This window comes from Leucobacter triazinivorans (assembly GCF_004208635.1).
GTDB classification, from domain to species: Bacteria; Actinomycetota; Actinomycetes; order Actinomycetales; family Microbacteriaceae; genus Leucobacter; species Leucobacter triazinivorans.
This window is the reverse complement of record NZ_CP035806.1, coordinates 3,421,393-3,446,998: the sequence shown is the minus strand read 5'-3', so window position 1 is coordinate 3,446,998 and position 25,606 is coordinate 3,421,393. Positions and strand designations below refer to the sequence as shown.

Annotated in this window: 25 protein-coding genes; 10 read left to right on the top strand and 15 right to left on the bottom strand. The window is 70.3% G+C overall.

Going from position 1 to position 25,606, the window contains the following annotated elements; all coding sequences use genetic code 11:
- Window positions 1-8: 8 nt before the first annotated feature.
- From EVS81_RS15575 to EVS81_RS15560, 4 genes are read right to left on the bottom strand one after another with little or no spacing between them, the layout of a single operon-like run.
- On the bottom strand, window positions 9-1,016 hold the full coding sequence (locus EVS81_RS15575) for an aminopeptidase (protein WP_240740090.1): 1,008 nt from the start codon (window positions 1,014-1,016) through the stop codon (window positions 9-11).
- A complete protein-coding gene (locus EVS81_RS15570; protein ID WP_130111168.1) occupies window positions 1,016-2,386 on the bottom strand; it encodes a dihydroorotase in 1,371 nt (456 codons plus the stop codon). Before EVS81_RS15570 ends, EVS81_RS15575 begins: the two co-directional genes overlap by 1 nt.
- Window positions 2,383-3,657, bottom strand: coding sequence for an amidohydrolase family protein (locus EVS81_RS15565; RefSeq protein ID WP_130111167.1), 1,275 nt, complete (start codon window positions 3,655-3,657; stop codon window positions 2,383-2,385). The genes EVS81_RS15570 and EVS81_RS15565 overlap by 4 nt, the downstream gene beginning before the upstream one ends.
- Before the next feature lie 2 nt (window positions 3,658-3,659).
- The gene (locus EVS81_RS15560) at window positions 3,660-4,358 is read right to left on the bottom strand and encodes a pyroglutamyl-peptidase I (RefSeq protein WP_130111166.1); all 699 of its coding nucleotides are present in this window, start codon (window positions 4,356-4,358) and stop codon (window positions 3,660-3,662) included.
- 245 nt (window positions 4,359-4,603) lie between these two features.
- Here EVS81_RS15560 and EVS81_RS15555 point away from each other — a divergent pair, with 245 nt between their 5' ends.
- The 6 genes from EVS81_RS15555 to EVS81_RS15530 are packed head-to-tail and all read left to right on the top strand — an operon-like array spanning window position 4,604 to window position 11,507.
- On the top strand, window positions 4,604-6,244 hold the full coding sequence (locus EVS81_RS15555; protein WP_130111165.1) for an ABC transporter substrate-binding protein: 1,641 nt from the start codon (window positions 4,604-4,606) through the stop codon (window positions 6,242-6,244).
- Window positions 6,245-6,281: 37 nt separating this feature from the next.
- Window positions 6,282-7,241 (top strand): ABC transporter permease, encoded by a 960-nt coding sequence (locus EVS81_RS15550; protein WP_130111164.1) that lies wholly within the window; start codon window positions 6,282-6,284, stop codon window positions 7,239-7,241.
- Window positions 7,238-8,119, top strand: coding sequence for an ABC transporter permease (locus EVS81_RS15545; protein WP_130111163.1), 882 nt, complete (start codon window positions 7,238-7,240; stop codon window positions 8,117-8,119). The genes EVS81_RS15550 and EVS81_RS15545 overlap by 4 nt, the downstream gene beginning before the upstream one ends.
- Entirely contained in the window at window positions 8,119-8,955 is an 837-nt protein-coding gene (locus EVS81_RS16160) for an ABC transporter ATP-binding protein (protein ID WP_130111162.1), read from the top strand. The genes EVS81_RS15545 and EVS81_RS16160 overlap by 1 nt, the downstream gene beginning before the upstream one ends.
- Entirely contained in the window at window positions 8,952-9,791 is an 840-nt protein-coding gene (locus EVS81_RS16155; protein WP_130111161.1) for an ABC transporter ATP-binding protein, read from the top strand. Before EVS81_RS16160 ends, EVS81_RS16155 begins: the two co-directional genes overlap by 4 nt.
- Window positions 9,792-9,830: 39 nt before the next feature.
- Window positions 9,831-11,507 (top strand): ABC transporter substrate-binding protein, encoded by a 1,677-nt coding sequence (locus tag EVS81_RS15530; RefSeq protein ID WP_130111160.1) that lies wholly within the window; start codon window positions 9,831-9,833, stop codon window positions 11,505-11,507.
- 57 nt (window positions 11,508-11,564) lie between these two features.
- On the opposite strand, the gene EVS81_RS15525 is transcribed toward EVS81_RS15530, so the two are convergent.
- The 11 genes from EVS81_RS15525 to ftsY all read right to left on the bottom strand — a co-directional run bounded on the left by EVS81_RS15525 (window position 11,565) and on the right by ftsY (window position 21,194).
- The gene (locus EVS81_RS15525) at window positions 11,565-12,122 is read right to left on the bottom strand and encodes a YceI family protein (RefSeq protein WP_130111159.1); all 558 of its coding nucleotides are present in this window, start codon (window positions 12,120-12,122) and stop codon (window positions 11,565-11,567) included.
- A 120-nt stretch (window positions 12,123-12,242) separates the two neighbouring features.
- Complete coding sequence (locus EVS81_RS15520) at window positions 12,243-12,920, bottom strand: type 1 glutamine amidotransferase (RefSeq protein ID WP_240740089.1); 678 nt, start codon at window positions 12,918-12,920, stop codon at window positions 12,243-12,245.
- A 44-nt stretch (window positions 12,921-12,964) separates the two neighbouring features.
- Complete coding sequence (locus EVS81_RS15515; protein ID WP_130111158.1) at window positions 12,965-14,299, bottom strand: Mur ligase family protein; 1,335 nt, start codon at window positions 14,297-14,299, stop codon at window positions 12,965-12,967.
- A gap of 9 nt (window positions 14,300-14,308) precedes the next feature.
- Entirely contained in the window at window positions 14,309-15,058 is a 750-nt protein-coding gene (gene trmD, locus EVS81_RS15510; RefSeq protein ID WP_130111157.1) for a tRNA (guanosine(37)-N1)-methyltransferase TrmD, read from the bottom strand.
- Window positions 15,055-15,708, bottom strand: coding sequence for a ribosome maturation factor RimM (rimM, locus tag EVS81_RS15505; RefSeq protein WP_130111156.1), 654 nt, complete (start codon window positions 15,706-15,708; stop codon window positions 15,055-15,057). The genes trmD and rimM overlap by 4 nt, the downstream gene beginning before the upstream one ends.
- Window positions 15,708-16,001, bottom strand: coding sequence for an RNA-binding protein (locus EVS81_RS15500; RefSeq protein WP_205879353.1), 294 nt, complete (start codon window positions 15,999-16,001; stop codon window positions 15,708-15,710). The genes rimM and EVS81_RS15500 overlap by 1 nt, the downstream gene beginning before the upstream one ends.
- Window positions 16,002-16,006: 5 nt before the next feature.
- Window positions 16,007-16,426 (bottom strand): 30S ribosomal protein S16, encoded by a 420-nt coding sequence (gene rpsP, locus EVS81_RS15495; protein WP_130111155.1) that lies wholly within the window; start codon window positions 16,424-16,426, stop codon window positions 16,007-16,009.
- A 164-nt stretch (window positions 16,427-16,590) separates the two neighbouring features.
- Entirely contained in the window at window positions 16,591-18,153 is a 1,563-nt protein-coding gene (ffh, locus tag EVS81_RS15490) for a signal recognition particle protein (protein ID WP_130111154.1), read from the bottom strand.
- A 12-nt stretch (window positions 18,154-18,165) separates the two neighbouring features.
- On the bottom strand, window positions 18,166-19,083 hold the full coding sequence (locus EVS81_RS15485) for an LCP family protein (protein WP_165384292.1): 918 nt from the start codon (window positions 19,081-19,083) through the stop codon (window positions 18,166-18,168).
- Between the two features lie 130 nt (window positions 19,084-19,213).
- Window positions 19,214-20,122, bottom strand: a complete 909-nt coding sequence (locus EVS81_RS15875; protein WP_165384291.1) for a hypothetical protein — start codon at window positions 20,120-20,122, stop codon at window positions 19,214-19,216.
- Window positions 20,123-20,318: 196 nt separating this feature from the next.
- Window positions 20,319-21,194 carry a signal recognition particle-docking protein FtsY gene (gene ftsY, locus EVS81_RS15475; protein WP_130111152.1) on the bottom strand — a complete coding sequence of 292 codons (876 nt, stop codon included), beginning with the start codon at window positions 21,192-21,194 and terminating at the stop codon, window positions 20,319-20,321.
- Between the two features lie 255 nt (window positions 21,195-21,449).
- Here ftsY and EVS81_RS15470 point away from each other — a divergent pair, with 255 nt between their 5' ends.
- Genes EVS81_RS15470 through EVS81_RS15455 form a run of 4 tightly spaced genes read left to right on the top strand, consistent with a single transcriptional unit; the run spans window position 21,450 to window position 25,544 of the window.
- Entirely contained in the window at window positions 21,450-22,814 is a 1,365-nt protein-coding gene (locus EVS81_RS15470; RefSeq protein WP_240739884.1) for a branched-chain amino acid ABC transporter permease, read from the top strand.
- Window positions 22,815-22,823: 9 nt separating this feature from the next.
- A complete protein-coding gene (locus tag EVS81_RS15465; protein ID WP_130111150.1) occupies window positions 22,824-23,813 on the top strand; it encodes a branched-chain amino acid ABC transporter permease in 990 nt (329 codons plus the stop codon).
- Window positions 23,806-24,774, top strand: coding sequence for an ABC transporter ATP-binding protein (locus tag EVS81_RS15460; RefSeq protein WP_130111149.1), 969 nt, complete (start codon window positions 23,806-23,808; stop codon window positions 24,772-24,774). The genes EVS81_RS15465 and EVS81_RS15460 overlap by 8 nt, the downstream gene beginning before the upstream one ends.
- Window positions 24,771-25,544: an ABC transporter ATP-binding protein gene (locus EVS81_RS15455; protein WP_130111148.1), complete on the top strand. Its 774-nt coding sequence runs from the start codon at window positions 24,771-24,773 to the stop codon at window positions 25,542-25,544. The genes EVS81_RS15460 and EVS81_RS15455 overlap by 4 nt, the downstream gene beginning before the upstream one ends.
- Window positions 25,545-25,606: the final 62 nt, after the last annotated feature.

Genomic DNA, 25,606 nt, shown 5'->3' with positions numbered 1-25,606 from the left:
GCTCCGTTTCAGAGGTCGATCTCGGGGGCGGCGTAGGCGCCGCCCACGAGGAGGGGATGCCCGTCGACGAGGACGGTGGGGCGGTCGACGACGAGGTCGACGTGGACTTCGGACTCCCAGTAGGCCCCCGTGTAGTCGCCGAAGGGGTGCCCGAGGGCGATGTGGCAGCCGGGCACGTTCTCGTCGAAGAGCAGGTTGCCGGTGAGGGCGGTGCAGGCCCGGTTCGTGCCGAGTGCGAGCTCCCCGATGCGGCCCGCGTGCGCGTCCCGGGCGAACCAGGCGCGCAGCCGGGCGGCGAGCGCGGGATCCGGGTGGTCGAGGCGGGTCAGCCGCCCGTCCGCGATCTCGAAGCGCACGGGTTCGTCGAGCAGCCCGGTCGAGGCGTTGAAGGGGTACCCGATCACGGAGGCCGCGATCGTCCCGTTCGCGTCGACCGGGCTGCAGAACGTCTCCCCCTGCGGCAGCCGGCCGCCGTCGCCCGGGGCGTGGTAGAGCCCCGTGAAGGGGGTCCACGGCCGCTCGGGATCGCAGGCGAACGCGATGTCGGTGCCGAGCCCGTTCGTGATCCGGATCCCGCGCGCCCCGGAGACGCGTCGCGTCACGGCTTCGGTGAACCGGGCCACCTCGGCGTAGTCGGTCGCGAGGCCGATCCCGAGCGAGGGCTCGTCGAGCGCGGGGAGGTGCGCGCTGCGCGCGCCGGCCTCCTCCAGCAGCCGCCAGTAGCGCTCGTCCCAGGCCAGGCGGTCCTCCTCGTCCCGGGCGGCGAAGATCACGACGGTGGGCGCCGCGGCCGCGATCCCCTCGCGGAGAGCCGCGAAGGAGGCCTCGTAGGCATCGTCGAGCCCCGGCAGCACGACGGTCCGCGTCGGGGCCAGCCGGGATGCGGCGCGCGCGAGGTAGGCGGCGAGTTCCGCCGTCCCCTCGTCGGTGAGCACGAGCACCCGGTCCGTCTGCCGCAGCGCGAGGCACCCAGAGGCCAGCTCGGCCGCGCCGGCCTCGAGCCGCTCCCGCGGCATCACTCCGACCACCCCCGCATCGGCACGAACCGTCCGGCGCCCGGGGGTCCCAGCAGCACCCCGTCCCGCACGACCGGTTCCCCGCGCAGCAGCGTCGAGACGACGCGCACGGTGCTGCGGCGCCCCTCGTAGGGCGTCCAGCGCCACTCGCCGATCTGATCCGCGGCCGAGATCCGGGCGTCCGCACCGGTGTCGAGGATCACGAGATCGGCATCGGAGCCGATCTCGATGCGCCCCTTCGCCGGGCCGAGGCGGAAGAGCCCGGCCGGTCGCTCCGTCAGGCAGGCCACGGCCTCCTCGAGCCCCCAGCCGCGCGCGAGCGCCTCGGAGAGGAAGAGCGGTGCGTACTCGCGCACGCCCTGGATGCCGAAGGGACCGGCGAAGGCGTCGCGATCCGCGGCCGCCTTCTCGCCGGGAGCGTAGGGGCAGTGGTCGGAGACCACCGCGGAGATCCGGCCGGACCGCAGGCGCTCCCACAGCCCCTCCACGTGGGCGCGGTCGCGCAGCGGCGGCGCGCAGAGGGCGCGCCATCCGAGCTCCGGCAGCTCGGCGGCCTCGAGGAGCAGATGGTGCGCCGCGACCTCGCAGGTGGCGCGCACCCCGCGCGCGGCGGCCTCGCCCACGAGGTCCACCGCGTCCGGGACCGAGAGATGCACGAAGTGCACCGCGCCGCCGGTCACCTCCGCCAGGCGCAGCACCTCGCGCACCGCGTCGACCTCGATCCGCGGGCCCCGCGCCGCGGTCAGCTCGGCGTAACCACGGCTCCGCCCCGCCGCGCGGCTCGTGCGGTCCAGGCCGACGAGGGCCTCCCGGTCCTCCGCGTGCACGAGCACCGTTCCCCCGCTCCGCGCGGCGAGCCGCAGGCCGCGCCGCAGATCGTCCTCCCGGGCCGCGGGGAAGTCCATGTCGTTCTCGGGCAGGAACGCCTTGAAGCCGGCGGCCCCAGCCGCGGCCTGCGCCGGGATCTCGGCCAGCGTCGGGCCGGTCAGCGCGCCCCACAGCGCGAAGTCGATGCGCGCCCCGGCCGCGGCGAGGCCGATCTTGTCCCGGTAGCGCTCGCCGGTCGTGGTGAGCGGCGTCGAGAACGGGTGATCGGCCACCAGGGTGTGCCCGCCGAGCGCGGCGTTCGCGGTGCCGACCGCGAAGTCCTCGGCGATCGACTCGCCGGGGTTGTCGAAGTGCACGTGCAGATCGATGAAGCCCGGAACCACGGCCTGCGCTCCCGCGTCGATCCGGCGTTCGGCCCGGAGTCCGCTCCCCGTCCGTTCGATCGCCGCGACGCGTCCGTCGCGGACGCCGATCTCGGCAGGCGCGAGCGCCCCGTCGACGAGCACCCGCTCCCCCGCGATCACCAGGTCAAGACGGCTCATCGGGAGGCCCCCTGCGCGCTCGTCGACGGCGCGAAGCGGTGCTCGACGGTGCGTCGCGAGACGACCCGCCCGCGGTGGATCGTCGTGAGCGACCCGCCGGGCGTGCGCAGCGCCTCGGCGCGACTCCGGGCCCCGAGCACCACGAGCTCCGCCGGCATGCCGCGCACCACGTCGCCGCCGGCGGCCCCGAGCGCCTCCCAGGCTGCACCCGAGACCATCTCCCAGACCGTGTCGATGTCGGCCTCGTCGTCGTAGGAGGCGCCCCAGAACATCATGGCCGCGCGGTCGAGGGGGTTCAGCGTGCCCAGCGGGTACCAGCCGTCGTTCATGTTGTCGGTGCCCGCGACCACACGCGCGCCCGCGGCGCGCAGCTCCTGGGGGCGCGAGAGCCCCCGAGGTCCTCCGTCGGCGAGGTTGAGCGGGATGGCCGCCACCGTGATCCCGGCCTCGGCGACCCGCGCGATCACGCGTCGGGCCTCGTCGTCGCCCAGCAGCTCCAGCGCGGCGCAGTGACTCGCGAGCACCCGCCCCCGGTAGCCGCGCCGGATCGTCTCGTCGGCGATGAACTCGAGGATGCGCTCCGCGGGGTCGAGGAAGCAGTCGGCGTGGATGTCGACGTCGACGTCGAACTCCTCCGCGAGATCGAAGACGGCGGTGACGTGCGCGCGTTCGGCGGCGTGATCGGCCTCGACGTTCGGCCAGCCTCCGACGGCGTCGGCCCCGCGGCCCAGGGCGACGCGGAGCAGGTCCTCGGCCCCGGGATCCCGGATCAGGCCCTCCTGCGGGAAGGCCACGATCTCCGTGTCGAGCAGTTCCGCGGTCTCCTCCCGAGCGCGCAGCAGGCCCTCGAAGCCCCGCAGCCCCGCGACGGTGTCGACGTCCGCCGTGGCCCGCATCCGCGTCACGCCGTTCGACACGGCGAGCCTGAGCGCGCGCGCCGCCCGCTGGGCGACGTTCCCGGGCGTAAAGCCGGCCTTGAGCGCGGCCGCGCGACGGAACGGGTCGGCGGCGTCGAGCACCTCCGGGTCGATCCCCTCCGGCGGGTCGCTCAGACTGTACGACTTGTCGGGGTGCACGTGCGGCTCGGCGAAGGCGCGGGAGACCAGGCCGCCGCCGGCGTCGAGGACGGCGGTGCCGGGATCGGCGCCGCCGACGTCGGCACCGGGGCGATGGCGCGAGATCTGCGCCACGAGCCCGTCGTGCAGGTCGAGATCCCACTCCCCCTCGCGTCCGTGCAGGGCGGCCCGGATGATCCGCAGAGACTCGTCCATGCTCACCACTCCCACTCGTTCGCGGGGATCTCCAGATCCCGCTCGGGGTGCGCCGCGGCCGCCGCGATCGCCTCGCGCACCGCCTCGATCTGCAGCGCCATCGCCATGCTGGGCCCGTCGCTGCCGAGAGCCGCGACGTGCTCGGGCGGGTCAGGCAGGTGCACGAAACCGGCGCGCATCGGGATCCCCCTTTCGGCCGCGCGGTGCAGGAGCGTGTACATGACCGAGTTGCAGCCGTGGGTGGAGGCGGAATTCGAGACGCGCGCCGGGATCCCCGCGCTCCGGAGCGCCTGCGTGATCGCCTTGATCGGCAGCGTGGCGAGGTAGGCGGCGGGGCCCTCGTCGAACACCGGTGCGCCCGCCGGCCGGAACCCGTCCTCGGCGAACTGGAAGTCGCGCACGTTGATCGCGATCCGCTCTACCGAGACGGCCGCCCGTCCCGAGAAGACGCCGAGGGCCACCGCGATCGCGGGCGGCGCGGCCGCGCACTCCGCGAGGATCGGGTCGATGGCCTCGGCGGGGTGCCGCCCCCACTCGAGCGCCACTCCCCGGACGCGGTGCCCGGCGATCACCTCGCCGTCGAGGCGTCGCGCGATCTCGCTGGACGGGTTGACGTCATAACGCCAGCCCGTCCGTTCCGCGCTCTCGCCGAACGCCCCGTTCCCGGTCACGAGCGCCCAGGGCTGCTCCTCAGTCGTCATCCGAGCTCCTCACACTCCGTCGTATCGGTTCTCCCGGCGCTCGTCCGCGCCGGTGCCTGTGGAGGTACGCTAGCGCATTCCTTCCAAAAATAGAACGTTACATTTCAAAAAAGAACGTTTCATATTCCTTGACAAGACCCGTCGAGGTCGGTTTACTTACTCAACATCGGCTCTGGCATACCAGATTCTCCGCCCGAGCCGTTCCCATCCGATTCCGGACCCACAACGATGTGAGGAGCCCCCACATGTCCCCGACTCCGGCTCTGCGCCGCACCGCCCTCGGCCTCGCCGCGGCGGGTGCGGTACTCGCCCTGACCGCGTGCGGCGGCTCGACCGCCGCACCCCGGGCCGCGAGCAGCGGCCCCGAGATCGTGACGTCGACCCCGGCCCCGGTCGGCGACGTCGAGAAGATCACCTGGGCGATCCCCACCGAGCCGGCGAGCCTCGACTGGATCGTCAACGCCGACAACTCGACGAGCATGGTCACCTCGAATCTCTGCGAGGGCCTCTTCCGCATGACGCCCGACATGACGCTCGAGCCGGCGCTCGCGGAGTCGGTCGCGAGCCCGACCCCCACGACGCGCGTCTTCACGCTGCGCTCCGACGCCGTCTTCCACGACGGCTCGCCGCTCACCGCCGAGGACGTGGTCTTCAGCCTGAACCGCATCAGCGATCCCGACTCGGGATCCTTCTGGACCTGGCCCTTCGACAACGTCGAGCGCATCGAGGCGACGGGCCCGCTCGAGGTCACCATCACCTTCTCGACCCCCGACGCGCTCTTCGAGTCCTTCCTCGCGAGCCCCGTGGGCGTCATCGAACGCGCCGCCACCGTCGAGGAGCTGGGGGATGCGTACGGCACTCCGAAGGGCGGCGTCAACTGCATCGGCCCGTTCTCCCTGCAGCAGTGGGATCCGGGCCAGTCGATCACGCTCGAGCGAGACGAGGACTACTACGACGAGCGCTACCGGGCGAAGTCCGAGACCTTCGAGTTCCAGTTCGTGCGCGATCCCTCCGCGATCGTCAACGGCCTGCTCGCAGGGTCCATCGACGGCACCTGGGATCTCGCGCCGTCCGCGGTGAAGCGGCTGAGCTCGAGCGGAGTCGGCACCGTCTTCTACGGCGCGAGCCGCCAAGGGTACAACGCGATCGTCATGGACCCCACCGGCCCGCTCGCCGACCGCACGGTACGGCAGGCCGTCTCCCGCGCCATCGATCGCGAGGCCATCATCTCCTCGGTCGTCGGCGGCGCGGCCGACGAGCAGCGGGCCCCGGCCGTGCCGGGCACCTGGGGCTACGAGCGCGAGCAGTTCCAGGCCGCCTGGGACGAGATCGAGGTCGGCCGGACCGATCTCGCCGCCGCTCAGGAGCTCCTCGACCAGACCGAGGCGCCGAACACCCCGATCGTGATCGCCTCCACCACCGCCGAGGCGCAGACCCCCACCATCGCGGCGGAGATCCAGTCCGCCCTGCAGAAGATCGGCCTCGAGGCCGAGATTCGCAACATCCCTGCCGACCAGTACTACGCGGTGTACACGGATCCCGAGGCGCGCAAGGGCATCGACCTCTATCTCACCGCCTGGGGCACCGACTTCGCCGACCCGACCCAGATCTACCAGTACTTCACCACCGGCAACATCTACAACTTCAGCGGCTACTCCGACGAGACCTACGACGGCCTCGTGGCGACCGCGGCCGCGACCGACGACCTGCCCGCACGCGCCGAGGCCATCATCGAGGCGCAGCGCATGATCGTCGAAGAGTCGCTCTGGATCCCGATCTACGCCCCGTACAACACCTCCTTCCTCAACGAGCGGATCACCGGCTCGCCGACCGCCTACGTGCAGCTGCTGAGCCCCTGGGCCGCTCAGCTCGGGGCCGCGGAGTAGCCGTGCCCGCCGATCGCCCGCAGAAGGGAGACCTCCAATGAACGCCGTCCTGCTCACCGTGCTCAAACGGGTGGGGTCGCTGCTCCTCGTGCTCTTCGTCACCTCGTTCACCGTCTTCGCCGGCATGTACCTCGCGCCCGGCTCACCCGAGACGTTCCTGGCCAGGGGCAACAACGTCACCGCCGAGACGCTCGCCGCCCTCAGGGAGCAGTACCACCTCGACGACCCGTTCCTCGTGCAGTACCTGCGCTGGGTCGGCGGCGTCTTCCAGGGCGACTTCGGGCAGAGCCTCCAGTTCCACCAGCCAGTGAGCGACCTGCTCGCCTCCCGGTTGCCTACCACCCTCTCGCTCGTCGTCTACGCGGCCGTGCTGATCCTCGGCACCGGCGTGCTGCTCGGCGTGCTCGCGGCGGTCAAGCGCGGGCCGGTCGACTCGGTCGCTATCATCCTGAGTACGCTCGGCATGGCGACGCCGGCGTTCGTCGTCGCGATGGCGCTGACCTCGCTCTTCGCGGTGACCCTCGGCATCTTCCCGGCATTCGGCCCGGGCGGCGACGACCCGGGCGACCGGATCTGGCACCTGACGCTGCCCGCGATCGCCCTCGCCCTGTCCTCCTGCGCACTCGTGTTCCGCACGACGCGCACCTCGATGATCGCGACGCTCGACAAGGAGTATGTCGAGACCGCCCGGGTGCGCGGTTTCGGCTCGCAGCGGGTCATCTGGGCGCACGCGTTCCGCGGCGGCATCGTGCCCGTGGTCACGCTCGCGGGTCTCGTCATCTCGGGGCTGCTGGTCACCACGACCATCGTGGAGACCGTCTTCGGCCTCAACGGCATCGGCTCGCTGCTCGTGCAGGCCGTCAACGTGAAGGACTTCCCGGTGGTCCAGGCGATCGTGCTCGTCATCGTCACGGTGTTCGTGCTCTCGAACCTCGTGGTCGACCTGCTGTATCCCGTCCTCGAGCCGCGCGCCCGGCAGAAAGCAGGTGCCCGATGACCCTCCCGACCACGCACACCCGCACCACGAGCCTGCTCACCCGGCGCACCTGGCTGAGCTTCCGCGCACGCGGCCACGGAATGACGATCACGGCCTGCGCCATCCTCGCGATCCTCGTGCTGCTCGCGGTCTTCGCTCCGATCGTGGCGCCGCGGGATCCCTACGAGGTGTCGCTGCTCGACGCACTGCAGGGCCCCTCCGCCGAGCACTGGCTCGGCACGGACGAGGCCGGCCGCGACGTGCTGTCCCGCACGATCTACGCCGCCCGGATCTCCCTCCTCGGCCCGCTGGGCGTGGTGCTCGGCTCCACGCTCGTCGGTGTGCTCATCGGCGTCGTGTCGGCCTGGCGGGGCGGGGCGGTCGACTCGGTCCTCTCGCGCATCGTAGAGATCCTGTTCGCGTTCCCGGGCGTGCTGCTCGCGATCCTCGCGGTCGCCATCTTCGGCCCCGGACTCAACTCCATCGTGATCGCCCTGGCCATCGCCTACATCCCGTACATGGCCAGGGTCACCCGCAGCGTCGCCATCGCCGAGCGCGGCAGCCTCTACATCCAGGCGCTCGAGACGCAGGGAATGCCGTCGTGGCAGATCATCCTGCGCCACCTCCTGCCCAACATCACGCCGTTCGTCATCGCGCAGGCCACGCTCTGCTTCGGATACGCGATGATCGACCTCGCCGGCCTCTCCTTCCTCGGCTTCGGCGTGCAGCCACCCCAGGCCGACTGGGGAGCGATGGCCTCGGAGGGCCAGAACGCACTCATCCAGGGCGTGGCGCTGCCCTCGCTGGCGCCCGGCGCGATGATCGTGCTCGCGGTCGTCAGCTTCAGCCTGCTCGGCGAGGGTCTCGCCGAGCGCATCACCCGAAGGGAGAAGCAGTGATGACCACCCAGACGCAGCAGCCGCTGCTCCGGATCGATCGCCTCTCCCTCGCCGTGGAGCGGCGCGGAGAGGAGCGGCGGATCCTCGACGAGGTCTCGCTCAGCTGCGACGCCGGCGAATTCATCGGCCTGGTCGGCGAATCCGGCTCCGGCAAGTCCATGACGCTCCGCACCGTCGTGGGCCTCACGCCCCGCGGGGCGCGGCTCAGCGGGTCCGTGCGCCTCAACGAGATCGATCTCGTTGCGGCGACCCGGTCCCAGGTGGCCGAGGTGCGGCGGCGACGGGCCGCGATGATCTTCCAGGACCCCCGAGCCCACATCAATCCGTACCAGACCATCGGGGCGTTCATGTGCGAGGGGCTGCGCGTCAACCGGGGGCTGGGCCGCCGGGATGCGTGGAAGACGGCGGCGCGCCTGCTCGACGAGGTGGGTCTCTTCTCCCCCGAGGCCCAGTTGCGCAAGCACCCGCACGAGCTCTCGGGCGGCATGCTGCAGCGCGTGATGATCGCGTCCGCCCTCGCCAGCGAGCCGGAGCTGCTGCTCGCCGACGAGCCGACGACCGCGCTCGACGTGACCACCCAGGCCGAGATCATCGCGATCCTGCAGGAGCTGCGCCGCAGCCGGGGTCTCGCGATCGTGCTCGTCACCCACGACCTCGACCTCGCCGCGGGCTCCTGCGACCGCATCGCGGTGATGCGGTACGGCGAGATCGTCGAGGAGGCCGAGGCGCGCACGCTCTGGAACGCACCCCGCCACCGGTACACGCAGGCGCTGCTGGCCGCGATGCCCGCACGGCTCTCGAAGCAGGACCCCGTCGCAGAGGAGGCGCTGGCATGACCCCGCAGCACGACCCCGCACCCCCGCTGCTCGAGGTGCGCGATCTCTGCAAGCGCTTCTCCCACGGAACCGTCGTCGCGGCGGAGGACGTTTCCTTCGCCATCGAGCCCGGCGGCTCACTGGGCATCGTCGGCGAATCGGGATCCGGGAAGACCACGGTCTCCCGCATCGTCGCCGGTCTCGAGCGCGCCGACAGCGGCGAGGTGCTCGTCGAGGGCCACCCGGTGCAGCCGGGCCGGGGGCATCGCGCCCGCATGGAGCGGGCGCGCGTGATGCAGATGGTGTTCCAGGATCCGTACCAGAGCCTCGATCCCCGGCAGAGCGCCCGGGAGGCCCTGGCCGAGATCGTCGCGCTGCACACCGGGCGCCGCGGCGCGGCGCGCGCGGCGCGCGTCGAGCAGCTCCTCGACCAGGTCGGGCTCGACTCGGCCACCGCCGCGCGCATGCCCCGCGACCTCTCGGGCGGGCAGCGGCAGCGCGTCGCCATCGCCCGAGCGCTCGCGGCCGAACCCCGCCTGCTCATCCTCGACGAGGCCGTCGCGGCGCTCGACGTGTCGATCCAGGCCCAGATCCTCCGTCTGCTCGACCGCATCCGGCAGGAGACGGGCGTCGCCCTCATGTTCGTGAGCCACGACCTCGAGGTCGTGCGCTGGATCACGGACGATGTGCTGGTGATGTTCCGCGGACGCACCGTCGAGGCGGGCCGCACCGCCGAGGTGCTGGCGGCTCCGGAGCATCCCTACACCCGCCTCCTGCTCGCGAGCGTGCCCTCGCTCGACTGGAGCCCGCGCGACGTCGCCGATGCACGGCGCGAGTTCATCGCCCGATCCGCCTAGACCCGTTTCCCACAGCATCCCCGAACGAAGGAGTCACGGATGTCCCCTCTCTCCCCCGACCGCGCCCGGCGCCGCCCGGCGCGCGCCGCCGCCGCGGCCCTCGGCGCCGCGCTGCTGCTCAGCGCCTGCTCCTCCGGCGGCGGCGCGTCCGGCGCCGGCGGCGCCTCCGCGGACAGCACCCCGGAGATCACCACCTCCCTGCCCGCAGCCACCGGCCAGGCCGAACGCGTGTCCTGGGCGCTCTACAACGAGCCCAGCTCGCTCGACCCCATCAAGATCAGCGACTTCCCCATCCAGCAGGTGGTCACCAACGTCTGCGAGAGCCTGCTGAAGCTCACGCCCGACATGACCATCGTCCCGAACCTCGCCGAGTCGTGGGAGAACCCGGAGCCGACCGTGTGGGTGTACCACCTGCGAGACGGGGTGACGTTCCACAACGGCGGCACCATGACCGCGGAGGACGTGGTCTACAGCATGCAGCGCGCGGCAGACTACGACCTCGGTTCGATGGTGGCTGGAGCCTACGACCCGGTGGAGTCGATCGAGGCGACCGGACCGCTCGAGGTGACGGTCACGCTCAAGCAGCCGGACGTCACCTTCCACCAGGAGATGGCGACGAGCACCGGCCGCGTCTTCAGCAAGGCCGTCACCGAGGCCCAGGGCGAGCAGGTCGGCACGCCGAACGCGCACGTCGACTGCACGGGGCCGTACCGGATCGGCGAGTGGAAGGCCGGCGAGCACATCACGATCGAGCGCTTCGACGACTACTGGGACGGCGAGCACCTCGCGCAGACCGACGAGGTGCGCTTCACCTTCGTGCGCGACTCCGCGGCGCGGGTCAACGGAATGCTGAGCGGCGAGATCCAGGGCTCGTGGAACGTGCCGCCGTCGGGCTTCGCGAAGCTCTCCCGGACCGACCAGGGCGGGCTCTTCTTTGGCGAGACCTCCGGCGCGTTCATCGCCTGGGTGTCCAGCCTCGAGGGCGGTCTCAAGGACCAGCGCGTGCGACAGGCGCTGTCGATGGCGATCGACCGCGAGGGGATCATCAAGGCGGCCATGAGCGGCGCCGCCGATCCGCTGTACACGGTCGCCTCATCGGGCACCTGGGGCTACGCGAAGGAGCGGTTCCAGGAGGCGTCGGACGAGATCGCGGCGCTGCCCCGCTCGGTCGAGGAGGCCAAGCGGCTCGTGGCCGAGGCCGGCCCGCAGCCCCCGATCGTGCTGGCCACGACGAGCTCGCAGCCCGAGATGCCGATCGTCGCCGCCGAGATCCAGCGCGCGGGCAAGGAGATCGGACTCGAGGTGGACATCAAGACCCTGCCCGAGGACACCTACAATTCGCTGTACGGCGACGCGGAGGCGCGCAAGGGGATCGACATGATCTTCACGACCTGGCAGACCTACTACCCCGACCCGATCTCGCTCTACGTCTTCCTGCAGAGCGACAACTTCTACAACTATGCGCAGTGGAAGAACGAGGAGTTCGACGAGCTGGTAGCCACCGCGCGCCAGACCGCCGATGAGGACGAGCGCGCCGAGCTCCTGATCCAGGCGCAGCGCATCGCCTACGACGACCCCACGTGGATCCCGGTGTTCCAGCCGTACAACCCCGTCTATGTGGGCGCTGGGCTCACCGGGGTGCCGACCGCCGCGATCCAGCACAACGTCCCGTGGGCGCAGGGGCTCGGCGTCGGCGATGCCGTCGCCGGCGAGTAGCCGAAGACGCCGAACGGGCCGGGCTCCACGTGGAGACCGGCCCGTTCTCTCCGAGCGCTACTGCTGGAGCGCCGCCTGGATGTCGAGCGTGATGGTCACGTCCGAGCCGAGCAGCAGGCCGCCCTTCTCGAGCGGGGCGTTCCAGGTCAGCCCGAAGTCCTCGCGCTTCACGACGGCGGTGGCGGTGAAGCCGACCTTGTAGTTGCCGTACGGATCCTCGCCGAAGCCGCCGAACTCGAAGTCGAATGACACCGGTCGGGTCACGCCGCGCATCGTGAGCTCGCCGTCCACCGTGAAGTCGCCGCCGTCCTGGCGCACTCCCGTGGACGTGAAGGAGATCTGCGGGTGCTCCTCCGCCGCGAAGAAGTCGCCCGTGCGCAGGTGCCCGTCGCGGTCCGCCTGGTTCGTGTTGATCGACGCGACCTCTGCCGTCGCCTCGACGCGCGAATCGAGCGGGTTCTCAGCCGTCACGAACGTGGCGTCGAACTGCTCGAACTTTCCCTTGACCTTGCTGATGGCGAGGTGCCGCACGGAGAAGGCGACCTCGGAGTGCGTGGGATCGACCGTCCAGGTGCCGACGCGGTATCCGGGGATCTGCTCTACGGTAGTGCTCATTGTGGTGCCTTTCGTTCTTCCGACTGGGTCCGATAGAGCACAACTGATATATGCGCATGCATATTCCCACTCGCGGCAAGATTTCTCAGCCGCCTGGTTTTCCGGGCCGGATGCGAGACGTCAGCGGGGCCGCCGCTTCGCGCTCGCGCGCGCGCGCCGCACGGTCTCGTCGGTCCCCGCGATCGGCGCGAACCCCCCGTAGCGGCGCTGCGCGGCCTCGCCGATCAGGAAGTCGCTGAGCGCCGGATTCTTGGGGAGGAGAGACCCGTGCAGATAGCTGCCGATCACATTCCCCGTCCGGGCGCCCTCGACGCCGTCGGACGGGTTGTTCCCGGCACCCTGCACCACCCGTCCGAGCGGGCGCGACCCCGCGCCCAGTTCGGTATTGCCGCTGTGATTCTCATACCCGATGATCTCGCCGAACTCCTCCGACTCGAGCACGATGTTGCCGATCATGCGCTCGCTGCCGCCGCGGGTCTCGACGTCCAGTACGCCGATCCCCACCAGTTCCTCGCCCGAGTGCGTCACGAAGCGGTGGCCGAATAGCTGGTAGAGCCCGCAGATCACGAGCATGGGCGTGCCGTCCGCGGCGAGCCCCCGGATCTCGTCCGCGCGCGCCGCGAGGTCCTTCGCCACACGCCCCTGGCCCGAGTCCTGGCCGCCGCCGCCGATCACGATGTCCACGTGCTCGGGCAGCGGATCGCCCGGGTCGACCTCGACCACGCTCGGCGCGTACCCGTGCGCGCGCGCTCTCCGCACGAGGGAGAGCACATTGCCGCGATCCCCGTAGATGTTCATGTCGCGCGGGTACAGCGACACGATCGTCAGTTCCCGTTGCTCGCTCACCAGATGTCCTCCACCTCGGTCAGTTCCGAGAGCGCCTTCCGCAGCTCGAGCATGGCGGTGTAGGTGCAGTAGATGCGGCGCGCGCTCCCCCGGGTACGCTCGCGGAACTCCCGGAGCGCGTGGGCCAGCTCCTCCTCGACGTGCCCCACGGGCACATCGTCGTGCTCGAGTCGCAGGGTCATGTCCCACGCGCGAGTTCCGCTGACCGTATCGACGCCGGACTCGGAGAGGGAGGTGAAGTCGACGTCCCAGAGCCACGACATGTCGCGACCGTCGGCGTACTGATCGTTGATCGCGATCATCGCGGCCACGCCGCTCGGATCGAATGATGCGAGTCCGAGCCGGAAGCCGGCCGGATTCTTCACGAGCACCAGCTCGAGCGGCCGACCGTCGAGCATGAGCCGCTCGCCGCGGCCGAACGCCGGTCGCACCTCGGCGAGCGCGGCCAGGATCTCCCCGGTGTCCGGGTGCGGCCGGGATCCCGCGACGAGTCCCGCGAGCGGGCCCGCCTCGAGGATCATGCGCACCGTGACGAGCGCCGACGCCGCGTTGAACGTGTTGTAGAGCCCCTCGAGCTTGAGGGAGGTGCGGTGCTCGACACCGTCGATGCGGAACACCGCCTCGTGGTCCCCGAGCTCCACCAGTGTGACGTCGGCCTCCTCGCGCTCGATCGCCGGAGCAGGGGCCGCGAGCCCGGGGGCCGCGTGGAAGTCGTCGTCGCTGGGAAACGTGGACAGCAGCGCGTCGGAGAGCCCGAATGCGCGCACCTCGGGTGCGCCGGACCGCTCGCGCGTGCGCTCGCCGATCGCGGCCACGAGGCGGTCCTCGCGGTTCACCACGAGGCCCTCGGTCGTCGCGTCCGCGATGCGCTGCAGCAGCTTCGCCGTCGTGTCGATCTCCCCGAACCGGTCGAGCTGATCGCGCAGCACGTTGAGCAGCAGCGTGATGCGCGGCGGCACACGGTCGATGAAGTACATCGCGTGCGCCTCATCGAGTTCGAGCACGGCGATGTCGGCGTCGAGTCTGCCGCCCAGCGAGCACTCCTGAATCGCGGCCGCCACCACGCCGCGCGAGAAGTTCGAGCCGGTGCGATTGGTGAAGACCCTGAGGCCCTGGGCCTCGAGCATCTCCACGATCATCTTCGTGGTGGTCGTCTTCCCGTTGGTGCCGCTCACCGCGACCACGCCGTAGGGCAGGCGGCCGAGCACGCGGGAGAGGAAACCCGGATCCAGACGTTCCACGACGAGCCCGGGGAGCGCGGAGCCGCCGCCGCGCAGCCGCGCGACCTGCCGCACCGACTTGCCGATGGCGGCCGAGAGGAAATCACGCATGCGTCAAGCCTAGCGGCGAGACTCGTCCGCGGCGTGCCGTCCCCGCGAGGCTCCGCGCAGCTCAGGCGGCAGCAGCTCGGGACGCACCTCGCGCGTGCGCTCGATGCGCTGCTCGCGTCGCCACGCGTCGACCGCCGCGTGATTGCCGCTCAGCAGTACCGGAGGCACCGCATGCCCGCGCCACTGCGCGGGCTTCGTGTAGCTGGGGTACTCCAGCAGCCCGTCTTCCTCGTGCGATTCCTCGACGAGGCTTGCCGGGTTGCCCACCACTCCGGGCACCAGGCGCCCGATCGCCTCGATCATGGCGATCGTCGCGACCTCTCCTCCGTTGAGCACGTAGTCTCCGATACTCACGAGACGCACGCGCCCGCGCGCGGAGTACTCGTCGAAGACCCGGTGATCGATCCCCTCGTAGCGGCCGCAGCCGAAGACCAGGTGCCGCTCCTCCGCGAGCTCGCGGGCCATGCGCTGGTCGAAGACCTCACCGGCGGGCGAGGGAAAGATGATCACGGGATCCGGGTCCGCGTCGTCCGATGCGAGGATCCCGTCGAGCATCTCGCCCCACGGCTCGGGCTTCATGACCATTCCGGCGCCGCCGCCGGCAGGCGTGTCGTCGACCGTGCGGTGCCGATCATGCGCGGCATCCCGCAGATCGTGCACCCGCACGTCGATGAGACCCTTCTGCGATGCCCTGCCGAGCAGCGAGAGTCCGAGCGACTCGAAATAGCCGGGGAAGATCGAGACGATGTCGATCCTCATCGGCCCCCGGCCTCCCCCGTGTCCTCGGTCTCCCCGGCGCCGGCCGATTCCGCGACCTCTCCGGGGCCGTCCGCGCCGTCGGCGTCGTCGAAGAGCCCCGTGGGCGGCGTCACCCGCACGACGCCGGCCTCGACGTCGACGCTCGGCACGATGGCCTCGACAAAGGGCACGAGCACGGTGCCGCGATCGGTCGTCACGGCGAGGAGGTCCTGCGCCGGGAAGTGCTGCACCTCGGCCACCGTGCCCAGCACGGCGTCGTCGCGCACCACCGACATCCCGACGAGCTGATGGTCGTACCAGGCGTTCTCCTCCTCGCCCGCGGCGACGGCCTGCTCGTCGATCCAGAGGATCGCGCGCACGATCCCCTCGGCCGCCGTGCGGTCGGGAAGCTCCTCGAAGAAGCCCACCGGAGCGTCGTTGAACCAGCGCAGCTCGCGCATGGTGATGGTGCGACCGAACCAGGGCGAGTCCTCGGGCACCTGCAGGTGGAAGATCGCACCGGGCACGAATCTCAGCTCGGGATTGTCGGTGAAGAGCTCGAGCTTGATCCCGCCCTTCAAGCCGTGCGGCTTGGTCAGGCGCCCCACGCGCAAGCTCCCCGCCCCGCTAGCGGGACGGGGAGCTCGTGCACGCTCGCGCGCGTCGGCCATCAGGCGGCGCCCACGGGTGCGTCGGTGCTGGTCGGGTCGGTGCTGGTCGCGTCGGTGTCGACCACGTCGACGCGCACGCGACCGTTCTCGGCGAGCGCCGAGGCGAGGGTGCGCAGCGACGAGGCGGTGCGACCGCCGCGCCCGATCACGCGACCGAGATCGCTCGGGTGCACCCGCACCTCGAGCACCTCGCCGCGACCGGTCTCGCGCGCGTCGACGCGCACGTGGTCCGGGTGGTCCACGATGCCGCGGACGAGATGGTCGAGCGCCTCGGCCAGCGCCTGCTCAGCCAAGAGGATTAGTCCTCGCTGGTCTCGGCAGCGGCCTCTTCGGCCGGAGCCTCGGCAGCCGGAGCCGCAGCGGGCTTGTCGGCCTTCGGGCGCAGCACGGTCTTCTTGGAGGCGTCGGCCTCGAAGACCGCCTTGGGCTCGACCGGCTGCACCTGCGACTCGGTGCTGCCCTCGCCCGAGAACTTGCCCCAGTCGCCGGTGAGCTTGAGGATCGCGGCCACCTGCTCGGTCGGCTGCGCGCCGACACCGAGCCAGTACTGCGCGCGATCCGAGTCGACCTCGATGAACGAGGGGTTCTCGGTCGGGTGGTACTTGCCGATCTCCTCGATCACGCGGCCGTCGCGCTTGGTGCGCGAATCGGCGACGACGATGCGGTAGTAGGGCGCGCGGATCTTGCCGAGGCGCTTCAGACGGATCTTGACAGCCATGCGATGACTCCTTGAGTTGGTCGATTCGAGAATCGAGTGGAACGACGCCGCCCGGCGGGAATCAGCCGAGCGAAAGCCTGGGCGCGCAGCTGCGCGAACCCGTCAATACTGCCACACTGAGAGTAGAAAATCAATTTTTGTCAGGATCAGGGATTTTACCCTCGCTATCGCAGCCCCTTGCCGAGCATCTGCTGCAGTTTGGCGAGGTCCTCCTCGCTGGGCTGCGCGCCGGCACCGGCTCCGAGCCCGAAGCCCGAACCGCCGGCCTGAGCGGGCTTCGCCGCGATGCCCGCCGCTTCCTGCGCCCGCTTCGCGGGATTACCCGAGCGCTTCGCGCCCTTGCCCTTGCCCTGCGGCTTCTTCTTGCCCCCGTGACCGCCCATGCCCGGCACGGCGCCCATGCCCGGGATCTGCGGCACGCCGCCGCGCGCCACGGTCTTCATCATCTTCGCGGCCTGCTCGAAGCGCTGCACCAGCTGGTTCACGTCGGTCACCGTCATGCCGGACCCCTTCGCGATGCGCAGGCGCCGGGAGCCGTTGAGGATCTTCGGATTCGCGCGCTCCTCGCGGGTCATCGACTGGATGATGGCCTCGGTGCGCACGATCTCGCGCTCGTCGAAGCCGTCGAGCTGCTCCTTCATCTTGCCCATTCCGGGCAGCATCCCCATCATCTTCTTGATGGACCCCGCCTTGCGCAGCTGCTGCATCTGGCCGAGGAAGTCGTCGAGCGTGAAGGCGTCCGAGGCGATCTTCTCCGCGACCTTGCGGGCCTCCTCCTCGTCGAAGGTCTGCTGCGCCTGTTCGATGAGCGTGAGAATGTCGCCGAGGTCGAGAATGCGGCTCGCCATGCGATCCGGGTGGAACGGCTCGAAGTCCCCGAGCCCCTCCCCGGTCGACGCGAAGAGGATCGGGCGCCCCGTGAGGCTCCGAATCGAGAGCGCCGCACCGCCCCGCGCATCGCCGTCGAGCTTGGTGAGCACGACGCCGGTGAAGTCGACGCCCTCCTGGAAGGCCTGCGCCGTCGCCACGGCGTCCTGCCCGATCATGGCATCGATGACGAAGAGCACCTCGTCGGGGTCTGTGGCCCTGCGGATGTCGGAGGCCTGCTGCATGAGCTCGGCATCGACACCGAGGCGGCCGGCGGTGTCGATGATCACGAAGTCGTAGTGCGCACGACGCGCTTCGGCCACGCCGTCCGTGGCCACCCGCACCGGGTCGCCGACCCCGTTCCCGGGCTCGGGCGCAAAAACGGAGACCCCCGCCTGCTCGGCGACGACGCCCAACTGGGTGACGGCGTTGGGGCGCTGCAGGTCGCAGGCCACGAGCAGAGGCGTGTGGCCCTGATCCTTCAGCCACTTCGCGAGCTTGCCCGCGAGCGTCGTCTTGCCGGCGCCCTGCAGCCCGGCGAGCATGATGACGGTCGGCGGATTCTTCGCGAACTGCAGCCTGCGCTGCTCGCCGCCCAGAATGCCGACGAGCTCCTCGTTGACGATCTGCACGACCTGCTGCGCCGGGTTGAGCGCCTGATTCACCTCATCGCCCAGGGCGCGCTCGCGCACCGTGGCGGTGAAGGCCTTCACGACGTCGAGGGCAACGTCGGCCTCGAGCAGAGCGCGGCGGATCTCACGCACCGTGCTGTCGACGTCGGAGGCCGAGAGCTTGCCCTTCGCGCGCAGGTTCTTGAAGGTGTCGGTGAGCCGCTGCGAGAGGTTTCCGAAAGTAGCCATGATAGCCAGATTCTACCCGGTCGGAGCGTGCGAAGGATGCGCGCGCCCTGTCGCCCCGGCGGCGCCGACCCGGCACCCGGTGTCGAATCCAGCCTCGCGCAGCACGGCTTCGCCCTCGTCGCCGGGCACACGGGGCAGGCCGCCCCCGATCGTGCGCGTGGGGAGCACGCTCGGAGCCACGTCCGCGCTCGCGAGTCGCAGCAGCTCCACGGGGTGCAGGCCGCCGCCGATCGTGACGCCGCTGCTCGCGGCCCAGGCGGCACGCGCGAGCGTCCACGGGGCGGCGTCGCCGATGGCCGCGCGAACGCGATCCAGGACCAGCCCGGCCCACGCGGCCCGGTCCACCGCGCCGCCCGCCTCGTCCTGCGCCACCCAAGTCCCGTCGACGAGGGTCTCGGCGTGGCGGGACCGGACGAGCGCCAGGGCGGTGGCGCCATCGAGGCGCTGGAGTCCCGCCTCGTCCAGGCGCAGCTCGGCCGCGGGATCGCGGAGGGGTGCGGATACGTCGACCTCGATCCCGCCGACCGCGTCGACGAGCTCGGCGAAGCCGCGCCCGTCGATGACGACGACGCGGTCGACCTCGACGCCGAGCCCTCCGCACACGCCGTCGACGAGCAGCTGCGGGCCGTCGAGCAGCGTCAGCGCGAGCCGGATGGGCCGACCGATCCCGGTCGCGACGACATCCCGCGGAACCGACACCGCGCTCGCCTCGCCCGAGGCGCCGAGGCGCACGAGCAGCAGCACGTCCGCTCGTGCAGGAGCGTCCGCATCCTCCGTGTACTGGACGTCGGACGGGTCTCGCGCGATTCCCGCATCGGCGCCGACGAAGAGATAGACGGTATCGGGATCGAGATCGCGCGGCGCGAGCTCGATCCAGTCGACCCGCGCGAGCACCGCCCACGCACCGAGCCCCGAGAGCAGGGTCAGCACGAGCGCCCCGACCCCGATCCTCAGCCCCCATCTCCGGGCACGCCGAGACGCCGGCGGCCGGGAGTGTGTGGAACCCTCTCGGCCGCCGGCGTGCGCGGCTGCGATACCGCTCGCCGAGTCGCTCAGCGGGCTACTCGGCTGCCGTGCCGCGACGGCGAGCCACGACGAGCGTGACACCGGCCGTGAGGGCCACGGCGGCGCCGGCGAGCAGCGCGAAGTTGAGCATGCCCTCGCCACCGGTCGTGGCGAGCTTGCCGCCGTTGCCGGTGGTGGTGCCGGTCGTGCTGCCGGTGCCGGTGATCTTGCCGGTGCCGCCCCCGTCGGAGGCGTCGCCGGCGGTCACGGTGAAGGTGCCGACCGCACCGGCGTCGGCGCCGAAGGCGCCGATCGCGTACTCGCGCGGCTCGAGCTCGGCCGGCACCCGCAGCGTGGTCTCGAGCACCCCGTGCGCATCGGCGGTGAAGGTGCCGAACTCCCAGTTGCCGATGGCGCTGTTGAAGGTGCCCTCGACAGCTGCGGCCGCGGCGGGCGCCAGGTCATCGTCATCGGTCGGCAGCCCCAGTCGCACGATGACCTCAGCCCCCGGGGCGAAGCCCTCGACGCGCACGCCCTGTTCAGCTCCGGCCGGCACCGAGGCGTGGGAGAGCTCGAGCTCGAGCCACTCGTAGCCCGTGTCGTAGTCCTCCACGGTCAGCGTCGAGGCGTTGTAGACGATGGGCGCGCCGTAGTAGGCGTCGCAGCTCGCCGAGACGTCGTACGTGCCGACGGCCCAGGGTGCGGCGATCCACGCCCGCCAGCTGCCGTCGGGATCGACCGTGGCCGAGGTGACCTCGCCGTCGACCTCTACGGTGACGCTACCCTCGTTCCCGTCGCCGTCGACGCAGTCCGCGCCGCTCACCTGGACGGTGGTGCCCGGGAAGGCCGGATCCGGCGAGACCTCGATGTCGGGACCGGCCGCGCTCGCGGCAGACGCCCCGAGCGACATCACGGCCAGGACACCTGCAGCGGTGGCGGCGACAAGCTTCTTCTTCGCAGTCATTCAGTTTCCTCTATCAGTCACGTTGCAGCAACGGGCGCACGACGCACGCGTGCTCCGTACACCGTTCCACTGCTGCGACGGACGGACGGAGACGTTCCCAGGATTCGAGCAGCAGCCGCACAGAATGCAGTAGTCCTGCGACGAAGTAGGTACTGGAGGCGAGGCGGCTGAGTACCCGCGGGCCGCGACGGGATCGCTAGCCGACGAGTTGCTGAGCGAAGACGTGCGGGGTGAAGCCGGTGAGATCGCCGATGCCCTCGCCCTGGCCCACGAGCTTGATGGGGAGCCCGGTCTTCTGCTGCACCGAGAGCACGAATCCGCCCTTCGCCGAGCCGTCGAGCTTCGTCAGCACGAGGCCGGTCACCCCGGCGTGCTCGATGAACGCCTGGGCCTGCGCGAGCCCGTTCTGCCCGGTCGTGGCGTCGAGCACCAGCAGCACCTCGGCGACGGGCGCCTGCTTCTCGATCACGCGGCGCACCTTCCCGAGCTCGTCCATGAGCCCGCCCTTCGTCTGCAGCCGACCCGCGGTGTCGATGATCGCGATGTCGTACGCGTCGTTCTTCGCGCGCTCGACGGTCTGGAATGCGACGGAGGCGGGATCCTGGCCCTGCTGCTGGGGTGTGACGATATCGACGCCCGCCCGCTCCGCCCAGGTGCCCAGCTGCTCGACCGCGGCGGCGCGGAAGGTGTCCGCCGCCCCCACGAGAATCCGCTTGTCGAATGCCGTGAGGTAGTTGGCGAACTTGCCGATCGTGGTGGTCTTGCCGACGCCGTTCACGCCGACCACCAGGATCACGGAGGGCCGCTCCGAGAGATGCAGCGTCGGGTCGTAGGCGGCGAGGCGCTCCTCGATCGCGTCGCGCAGCATGCCGCGCATCTGCTTCACCTCGGTCACGCGATGCCGCTCGACGTCGCTGCGCAGCTGTCCCAGGATCGACTCGGTGATCTCGGGGCCGAAGTCGGCGGTGATGAGGGCCGTCTCCAGATCGTCCCACGTCTCCTCGGTGATGAGCTCGGGACCGCTGAAGATGCCGCGGAAGGCTTTCGAGAAGGACCAGGATCGTTCAGCCATGCCTCGATCCTACTCGGCGCAGGAGCGCGCCGGAGCGCGGGCGGACCGCCCGCGGGACACCGAGACGCACCGGTGCTCGATGTCCTCCAACGTGCGACGCCTCAGCGATGGAGTTCATGTCTCGTATCGACAACGATGCCGCCACGCCCGCGGCCCGGTTCGTGCGAGGGCGGGGGCGCCGGTATATATTTGGGCGACACCTTTGCCGGACGGACGGTCGCGCCGTCCTCAAATTCATTGACCAATGGAGGTCCAGTGAATCAGAAGTCCCAACGGAGACGATCCGCCACGAGGGGACTGCTCCTCCTCCTGATCGCCGGGCTCCTGTCGGTACTCGGGGTCGGCGGGCTCGCCTCACCGGCTTTCGCCGCCGAGTGCACTCCGGACGCCTCGACCGGCTGCGTGCAGGGCGTGATCAAGCTGAGCAGCGGCGACCCCGCCGCGGGGCTCGCGGTCTCGCTCGACGGCGCCTCCGAGTCGCAGCAGACGGAGACCGATGCCAACGGCCAGTGGGCCTTCAGCGTGACCGAGGCGGGCACCTACACCGTCGCCGTCGACGAGGCGTCGCTCCCGGAGGGCGAGTTCCTCCGGAGCGCGGCCGCTCGCGACGTCGACGTGCAGCTCAACAACCAGGCGAGCGCGCTGTTCCCCCTCACCGACGACCCCGATGCGGTGCAGGCGCCCGCCGCAGACGACGACGCGCAGCAGGCCGAGTCCTCGCAGTCGTCCGCGAGCTCGTTCTCGTGGTCGAGATTCTGGCAGCAGTTCGTCTCCGGCATCCGCATGGGCCTGCTCATCTCGCTCGCCTCGCTCGGCCTCTCCCTCGTCTTCGGCACCACCGGCCTCAGCAACTTCGCGCAGGGCGAGATGGTGACGATGGGCGGCCTGCTCGCCGCTCTCTTCGCCGGTCTCACCGGCAACCTCTGGCTCGCGGGGCTGCTCGCGGTGCTCGCCTCGGCGGGCTTCGGGTGGGCTCAGGACAAGGTGCTCTGGAAACCGCTGCGCAAACGACGCCTGAGCCTGATGCAGCTCATGATCGTATCGATCGGCCTCTCCATCACCCTGCAGTACGCCTTCCAGTTCTTCTTCGGATCCGGCGTGGTGCGCATCGATCGCAGCACCGCCGAGACGATCACCATCGCGGGGGTGACGCTCACCGTGCAGTCCTACATCGCCATGGGCGTCTCGCTGCTCGCGATCATCGCCGTCGGCCTCGGCCTCATGTACACGCGTTTCGGGCGGGCGACCCGGGCGATCTCGGACAATCCGGCCCTCGCGCGGGCGTCGGGAATCGACGTCGACCGCGTGATCAACATCGTGTGGATCGTCAGCGGCGGCCTCGCGGGTCTTGCGGGCGTCTTCTTCGGACTCGTCTTCAACGGCCTCAACTGGTTCACCGGCGGCACCATGCTCCTGATGTTCTTCGCGGCGGTGACGCTCGGCGGACTCGGCACCGCGTTCGGCGCCTTCGTCGGTTCGATGATCATCGGGATGATGGTCGAGCTCACGAACATCTGGCTGCCGGGCGACCTGAAGTACGCCACCGCGCTGCTTCTACTCATCCTCATCCTGCTGGTGCGGCCGCAGGGCATCTTCGGACGTAAAGAGCGGATCGGCTAGGAGCGCATCATGAATTTCTGGATCGACCTGCTGCAGAGCATCCTGCAGACCGCGCTCTCCCCCACGACTGCGGCATTCGTGCTCGCGGCGATCGGGCTCAACGTCCACTTCGGCTTCACCGGGCTCATGAACATGGGCCAGGCGGGCTTCATGCTCATCGGCGCGTACGGCTTCGGCGTCTCCGTCTCCTTCTTCGGACTCGGCTTCTGGCCCGCGCTCGGCATCGCGATCGCCGCGGCGCTCGTGTTCGCGCTGATCCTCGGCATCCCCACGCTCAAACTCCGCGGGGACTATCTCGCGATCGTCACGATCTCGGCTGCGGAGATCATCCGCATGACGGTGAAGCTCGCGGTGCTGCAGGACGTCACGGGCGGCCCCAGCGGCATCCCCGGCCAGCAGTATCGGCCGGTCTTCACCGAACTGTCGCCGCTTCCCGAGGGGCGGACCACCATCCTCGGTCTCGAGTACGCGAACACCGGCGTCGACGACTGGTGGACGAGGCTCTTCGCGTGGGGGCTCGTGGCCTTCTTCCTGCTCATCACCTGGCTGCTGATGCGCAGCCCGTGGGGCCGGGTGCTCAAGGGCATCCGCGAAGACGAGGACGCCGTGCGCAGCCTGGGCAAGAGCGCCTATGCCTACAAGATGCAGGCGCTGATGCTCGGCGGCGTGATGGGAGCCTTCGGCGGCATCGTGATGGCGCTCCCCGCGGCCATGCAACCCGATTCGATGGGCCGGCCCACGACGTTCAACCTGTGGATGATCATGCTGCTCGGCGGCGCGGCGACGATCTTCGGTCCGCTGCTCGGCAGCATCCTCTTCTTCGTGGTCCGGCTGCTGCTCACCAGCCTCGCGGGAGAGTTCATCCCCGGCTCGCTCCTGAGCTCGCAGCAGACGGAGCAGCTGGCCTGGGTGCTGATCGGCATCTCGCTGATCCTGCTGGTCGTGTTCAGACCACAAGGCATACTCGGGAACAAGAAGGAGTTGTCGTTCAATGTCTAGAGACCCGAACTACCCCTACGACAGGGAAGCGCTCCGCGCGACGCTGCGCACGATCGAGCAGACTCCCGGTGTCGCGAAGCCCGATCCCATCCTCACGGTGCACGATGTCGAACGGCGGTTCGGCGGCATGACCGCGGTGAGCGTCGACCACCTCGAAGTGCAGCGCGGAGCGATCACCGCGCTGATCGGACCGAACGGGGCGGGCAAGACCACGTTCTTCAACCTCATCACCGGCTTCGATCAGCCGTCGAACGCGCAGAAGCTCTTCGGCGGCGGCGACGCGCGCTGGTCATTCAACGGGCGGGACCTGCGCCGCACCAGCGCGTCCCACGCCGCGCGCGCCGGCATGGTGCGCACCTTCCAGCTGACGAAGGCCCTCAGCCGCATGACGGTGCTCGAGAACATGCTCATCGGCGCCGCCAACCAGCCCGGTGAGAACCTGTTCGTGGGGCTCATCAAGCCGCTCTGGGCGGCGCGGGAACGCGAGAACATCGAGCGGGCGGAAGAGCTGCTCTCCCGCTTCAAACTCGACGCGAAGAAGAACGACATGGCGGGCGACCTGTCCGGCGGGCAGAAGAAACTCCTGGAGATGGCGCGCGCGCTCATGTCGGATCCGGCCATGGTGATGCTGGACGAGCCGATGGCGGGCGTGAACCCCGCACTGACGCAGAGCCTGCTCGATCACATCCAGGCGCTGCGCGACGAGGGCACCACGGTGCTCTTCGTCGAGCACGACATGCACATGGTGCGGCACATCAGCGACTGGGTCGTGGTGATGGCGCAGGGCGAGATCATCGCCGAGGGCCTCCCCGAGGACGTGATGCACAGCGCCGCGGTGGTCGACGCCTACCTCGGGGCGCATCATGACAAGGATCTCGGCGACGACGACGCGCTCACGACCGGCGTCGTGCGCGCCATCGCCACGGAGGCGGCCGCAGAGGCCGGGGAGGAGACGCGATGACCGACTCGAATCTGGTGGTGCGCGCCGACGATCTCGTCGCCGGGTATCTGCCGGGGATCAACATCCTCAACGGGTGCACCCTCGAGGCGTTCCGAGGCGAGCTCATCGGCATCATCGGCCCGAACGGCGCCGGGAAGTCGACCCTGCTGAAAGCGCTGTTCGGTCTCGTCGACATCCGATCCGGCAGCGTGACGCTCGACGGCGAGGACATCACGAACACCGCGACCAATCAGCTGGTGCGCAAGGGCGTGGGATTCGTGCCGCAGACCAACAACGTCTTCCCCTCCCTCAGCATCGAGGAGAACCTGCAGATGGGCCTCTTCCTGAAGCCCAAGGAGTTCTCTTCGCGCGCCGCCGAGATGTGGGACCTCTTCCCGATGCTGGCCGACCGGCGCAAGCAGCGGGCGGGATCCCTCTCCGGCGGAGAGCGGCAATCGGTGGCGATGGCGCGCGCACTGATGATGGATCCCAAGGTGCTGCTCCTCGACGAGCCGAGCGCCGGGCTCTCCCCCGTGCGCCAGGACGAGACCTTCATCCGCACGCGTCAGATCAACAAGACCGGGGTCACGATCATCATGGTCGAGCAGAACGCGCGCCGGTGCCTGCAGATCTGCGATCGCGCCTACGTGCTCGATCAGGGGCGCAACGCCTACGACGGCCCGGGACGCGAGCTGGCGAACGATCCGAAGGTGATCGAGCTCTACCTCGGGACCCTCGCGAGCGACGTCGAGGCGGCCTCCACCTCGAGCCGCCCTGAGGACGCGCAGTAGCGTTCACGGGGACGCCGCTGCGGTGATGTCCCCGCCCTGACGCAGAAGAAGGCCGGTCCGTT

Bases quoted from the DNA above. Each gene is read 5' to 3' on its own strand.
- EVS81_RS15575 (WP_240740090.1), bottom strand. From the start codon at position 1,016: ATGCCGCGGGAGCGGCTCGAGGCCGGCGCGGCCGAGCTGGCCTCTGGG.
- EVS81_RS15570 (WP_130111168.1), bottom strand. From the start codon at position 2,386: ATGAGCCGTCTTGACCTGGTGATCGCGGGGGAGCGGGTGCTCGTCGAC.
- EVS81_RS15565 (WP_130111167.1), bottom strand. From the start codon at position 3,657: ATGGACGAGTCTCTGCGGATCATCCGGGCCGCCCTGCACGGACGCGAG.
- EVS81_RS15560 (WP_130111166.1), bottom strand. From the start codon at position 4,358: ATGACGACTGAGGAGCAGCCCTGGGCGCTCGTGACCGGGAACGGGGCG.
- EVS81_RS15555 (WP_130111165.1), top strand. From the start codon at position 4,604: ATGTCCCCGACTCCGGCTCTGCGCCGCACCGCCCTCGGCCTCGCCGCG.
- EVS81_RS15550 (WP_130111164.1), top strand. From the start codon at position 6,282: ATGAACGCCGTCCTGCTCACCGTGCTCAAACGGGTGGGGTCGCTGCTC.
- EVS81_RS15545 (WP_130111163.1), top strand. From the start codon at position 7,238: ATGACCCTCCCGACCACGCACACCCGCACCACGAGCCTGCTCACCCGG.
- EVS81_RS16160 (WP_130111162.1), top strand. From the start codon at position 8,119: ATGACCACCCAGACGCAGCAGCCGCTGCTCCGGATCGATCGCCTCTCC.
- EVS81_RS16155 (WP_130111161.1), top strand. From the start codon at position 8,952: ATGACCCCGCAGCACGACCCCGCACCCCCGCTGCTCGAGGTGCGCGAT.
- EVS81_RS15530 (WP_130111160.1), top strand. From the start codon at position 9,831: ATGTCCCCTCTCTCCCCCGACCGCGCCCGGCGCCGCCCGGCGCGCGCC.
- EVS81_RS15525 (WP_130111159.1), bottom strand. From the start codon at position 12,122: ATGAGCACTACCGTAGAGCAGATCCCCGGATACCGCGTCGGCACCTGG.
- EVS81_RS15520 (WP_240740089.1), bottom strand. From the start codon at position 12,920: ATGAACATCTACGGGGATCGCGGCAATGTGCTCTCCCTCGTGCGGAGA.
- EVS81_RS15515 (WP_130111158.1), bottom strand. From the start codon at position 14,299: ATGCGTGATTTCCTCTCGGCCGCCATCGGCAAGTCGGTGCGGCAGGTC.
- trmD (WP_130111157.1), bottom strand. From the start codon at position 15,058: ATGAGGATCGACATCGTCTCGATCTTCCCCGGCTATTTCGAGTCGCTC.
- rimM (WP_130111156.1), bottom strand. From the start codon at position 15,708: ATGGCCGACGCGCGCGAGCGTGCACGAGCTCCCCGTCCCGCTAGCGGG.
- rpsP (WP_130111155.1), bottom strand. From the start codon at position 16,426: ATGGCTGTCAAGATCCGTCTGAAGCGCCTCGGCAAGATCCGCGCGCCC.
- ffh (WP_130111154.1), bottom strand. From the start codon at position 18,153: ATGGCTACTTTCGGAAACCTCTCGCAGCGGCTCACCGACACCTTCAAG.
- EVS81_RS15875 (WP_165384291.1), bottom strand. From the start codon at position 20,122: ATGACTGCGAAGAAGAAGCTTGTCGCCGCCACCGCTGCAGGTGTCCTG.
- ftsY (WP_130111152.1), bottom strand. From the start codon at position 21,194: ATGGCTGAACGATCCTGGTCCTTCTCGAAAGCCTTCCGCGGCATCTTC.
- EVS81_RS15465 (WP_130111150.1), top strand. From the start codon at position 22,824: ATGAATTTCTGGATCGACCTGCTGCAGAGCATCCTGCAGACCGCGCTC.
- EVS81_RS15460 (WP_130111149.1), top strand. From the start codon at position 23,806: ATGTCTAGAGACCCGAACTACCCCTACGACAGGGAAGCGCTCCGCGCG.
- EVS81_RS15455 (WP_130111148.1), top strand. From the start codon at position 24,771: ATGACCGACTCGAATCTGGTGGTGCGCGCCGACGATCTCGTCGCCGGG.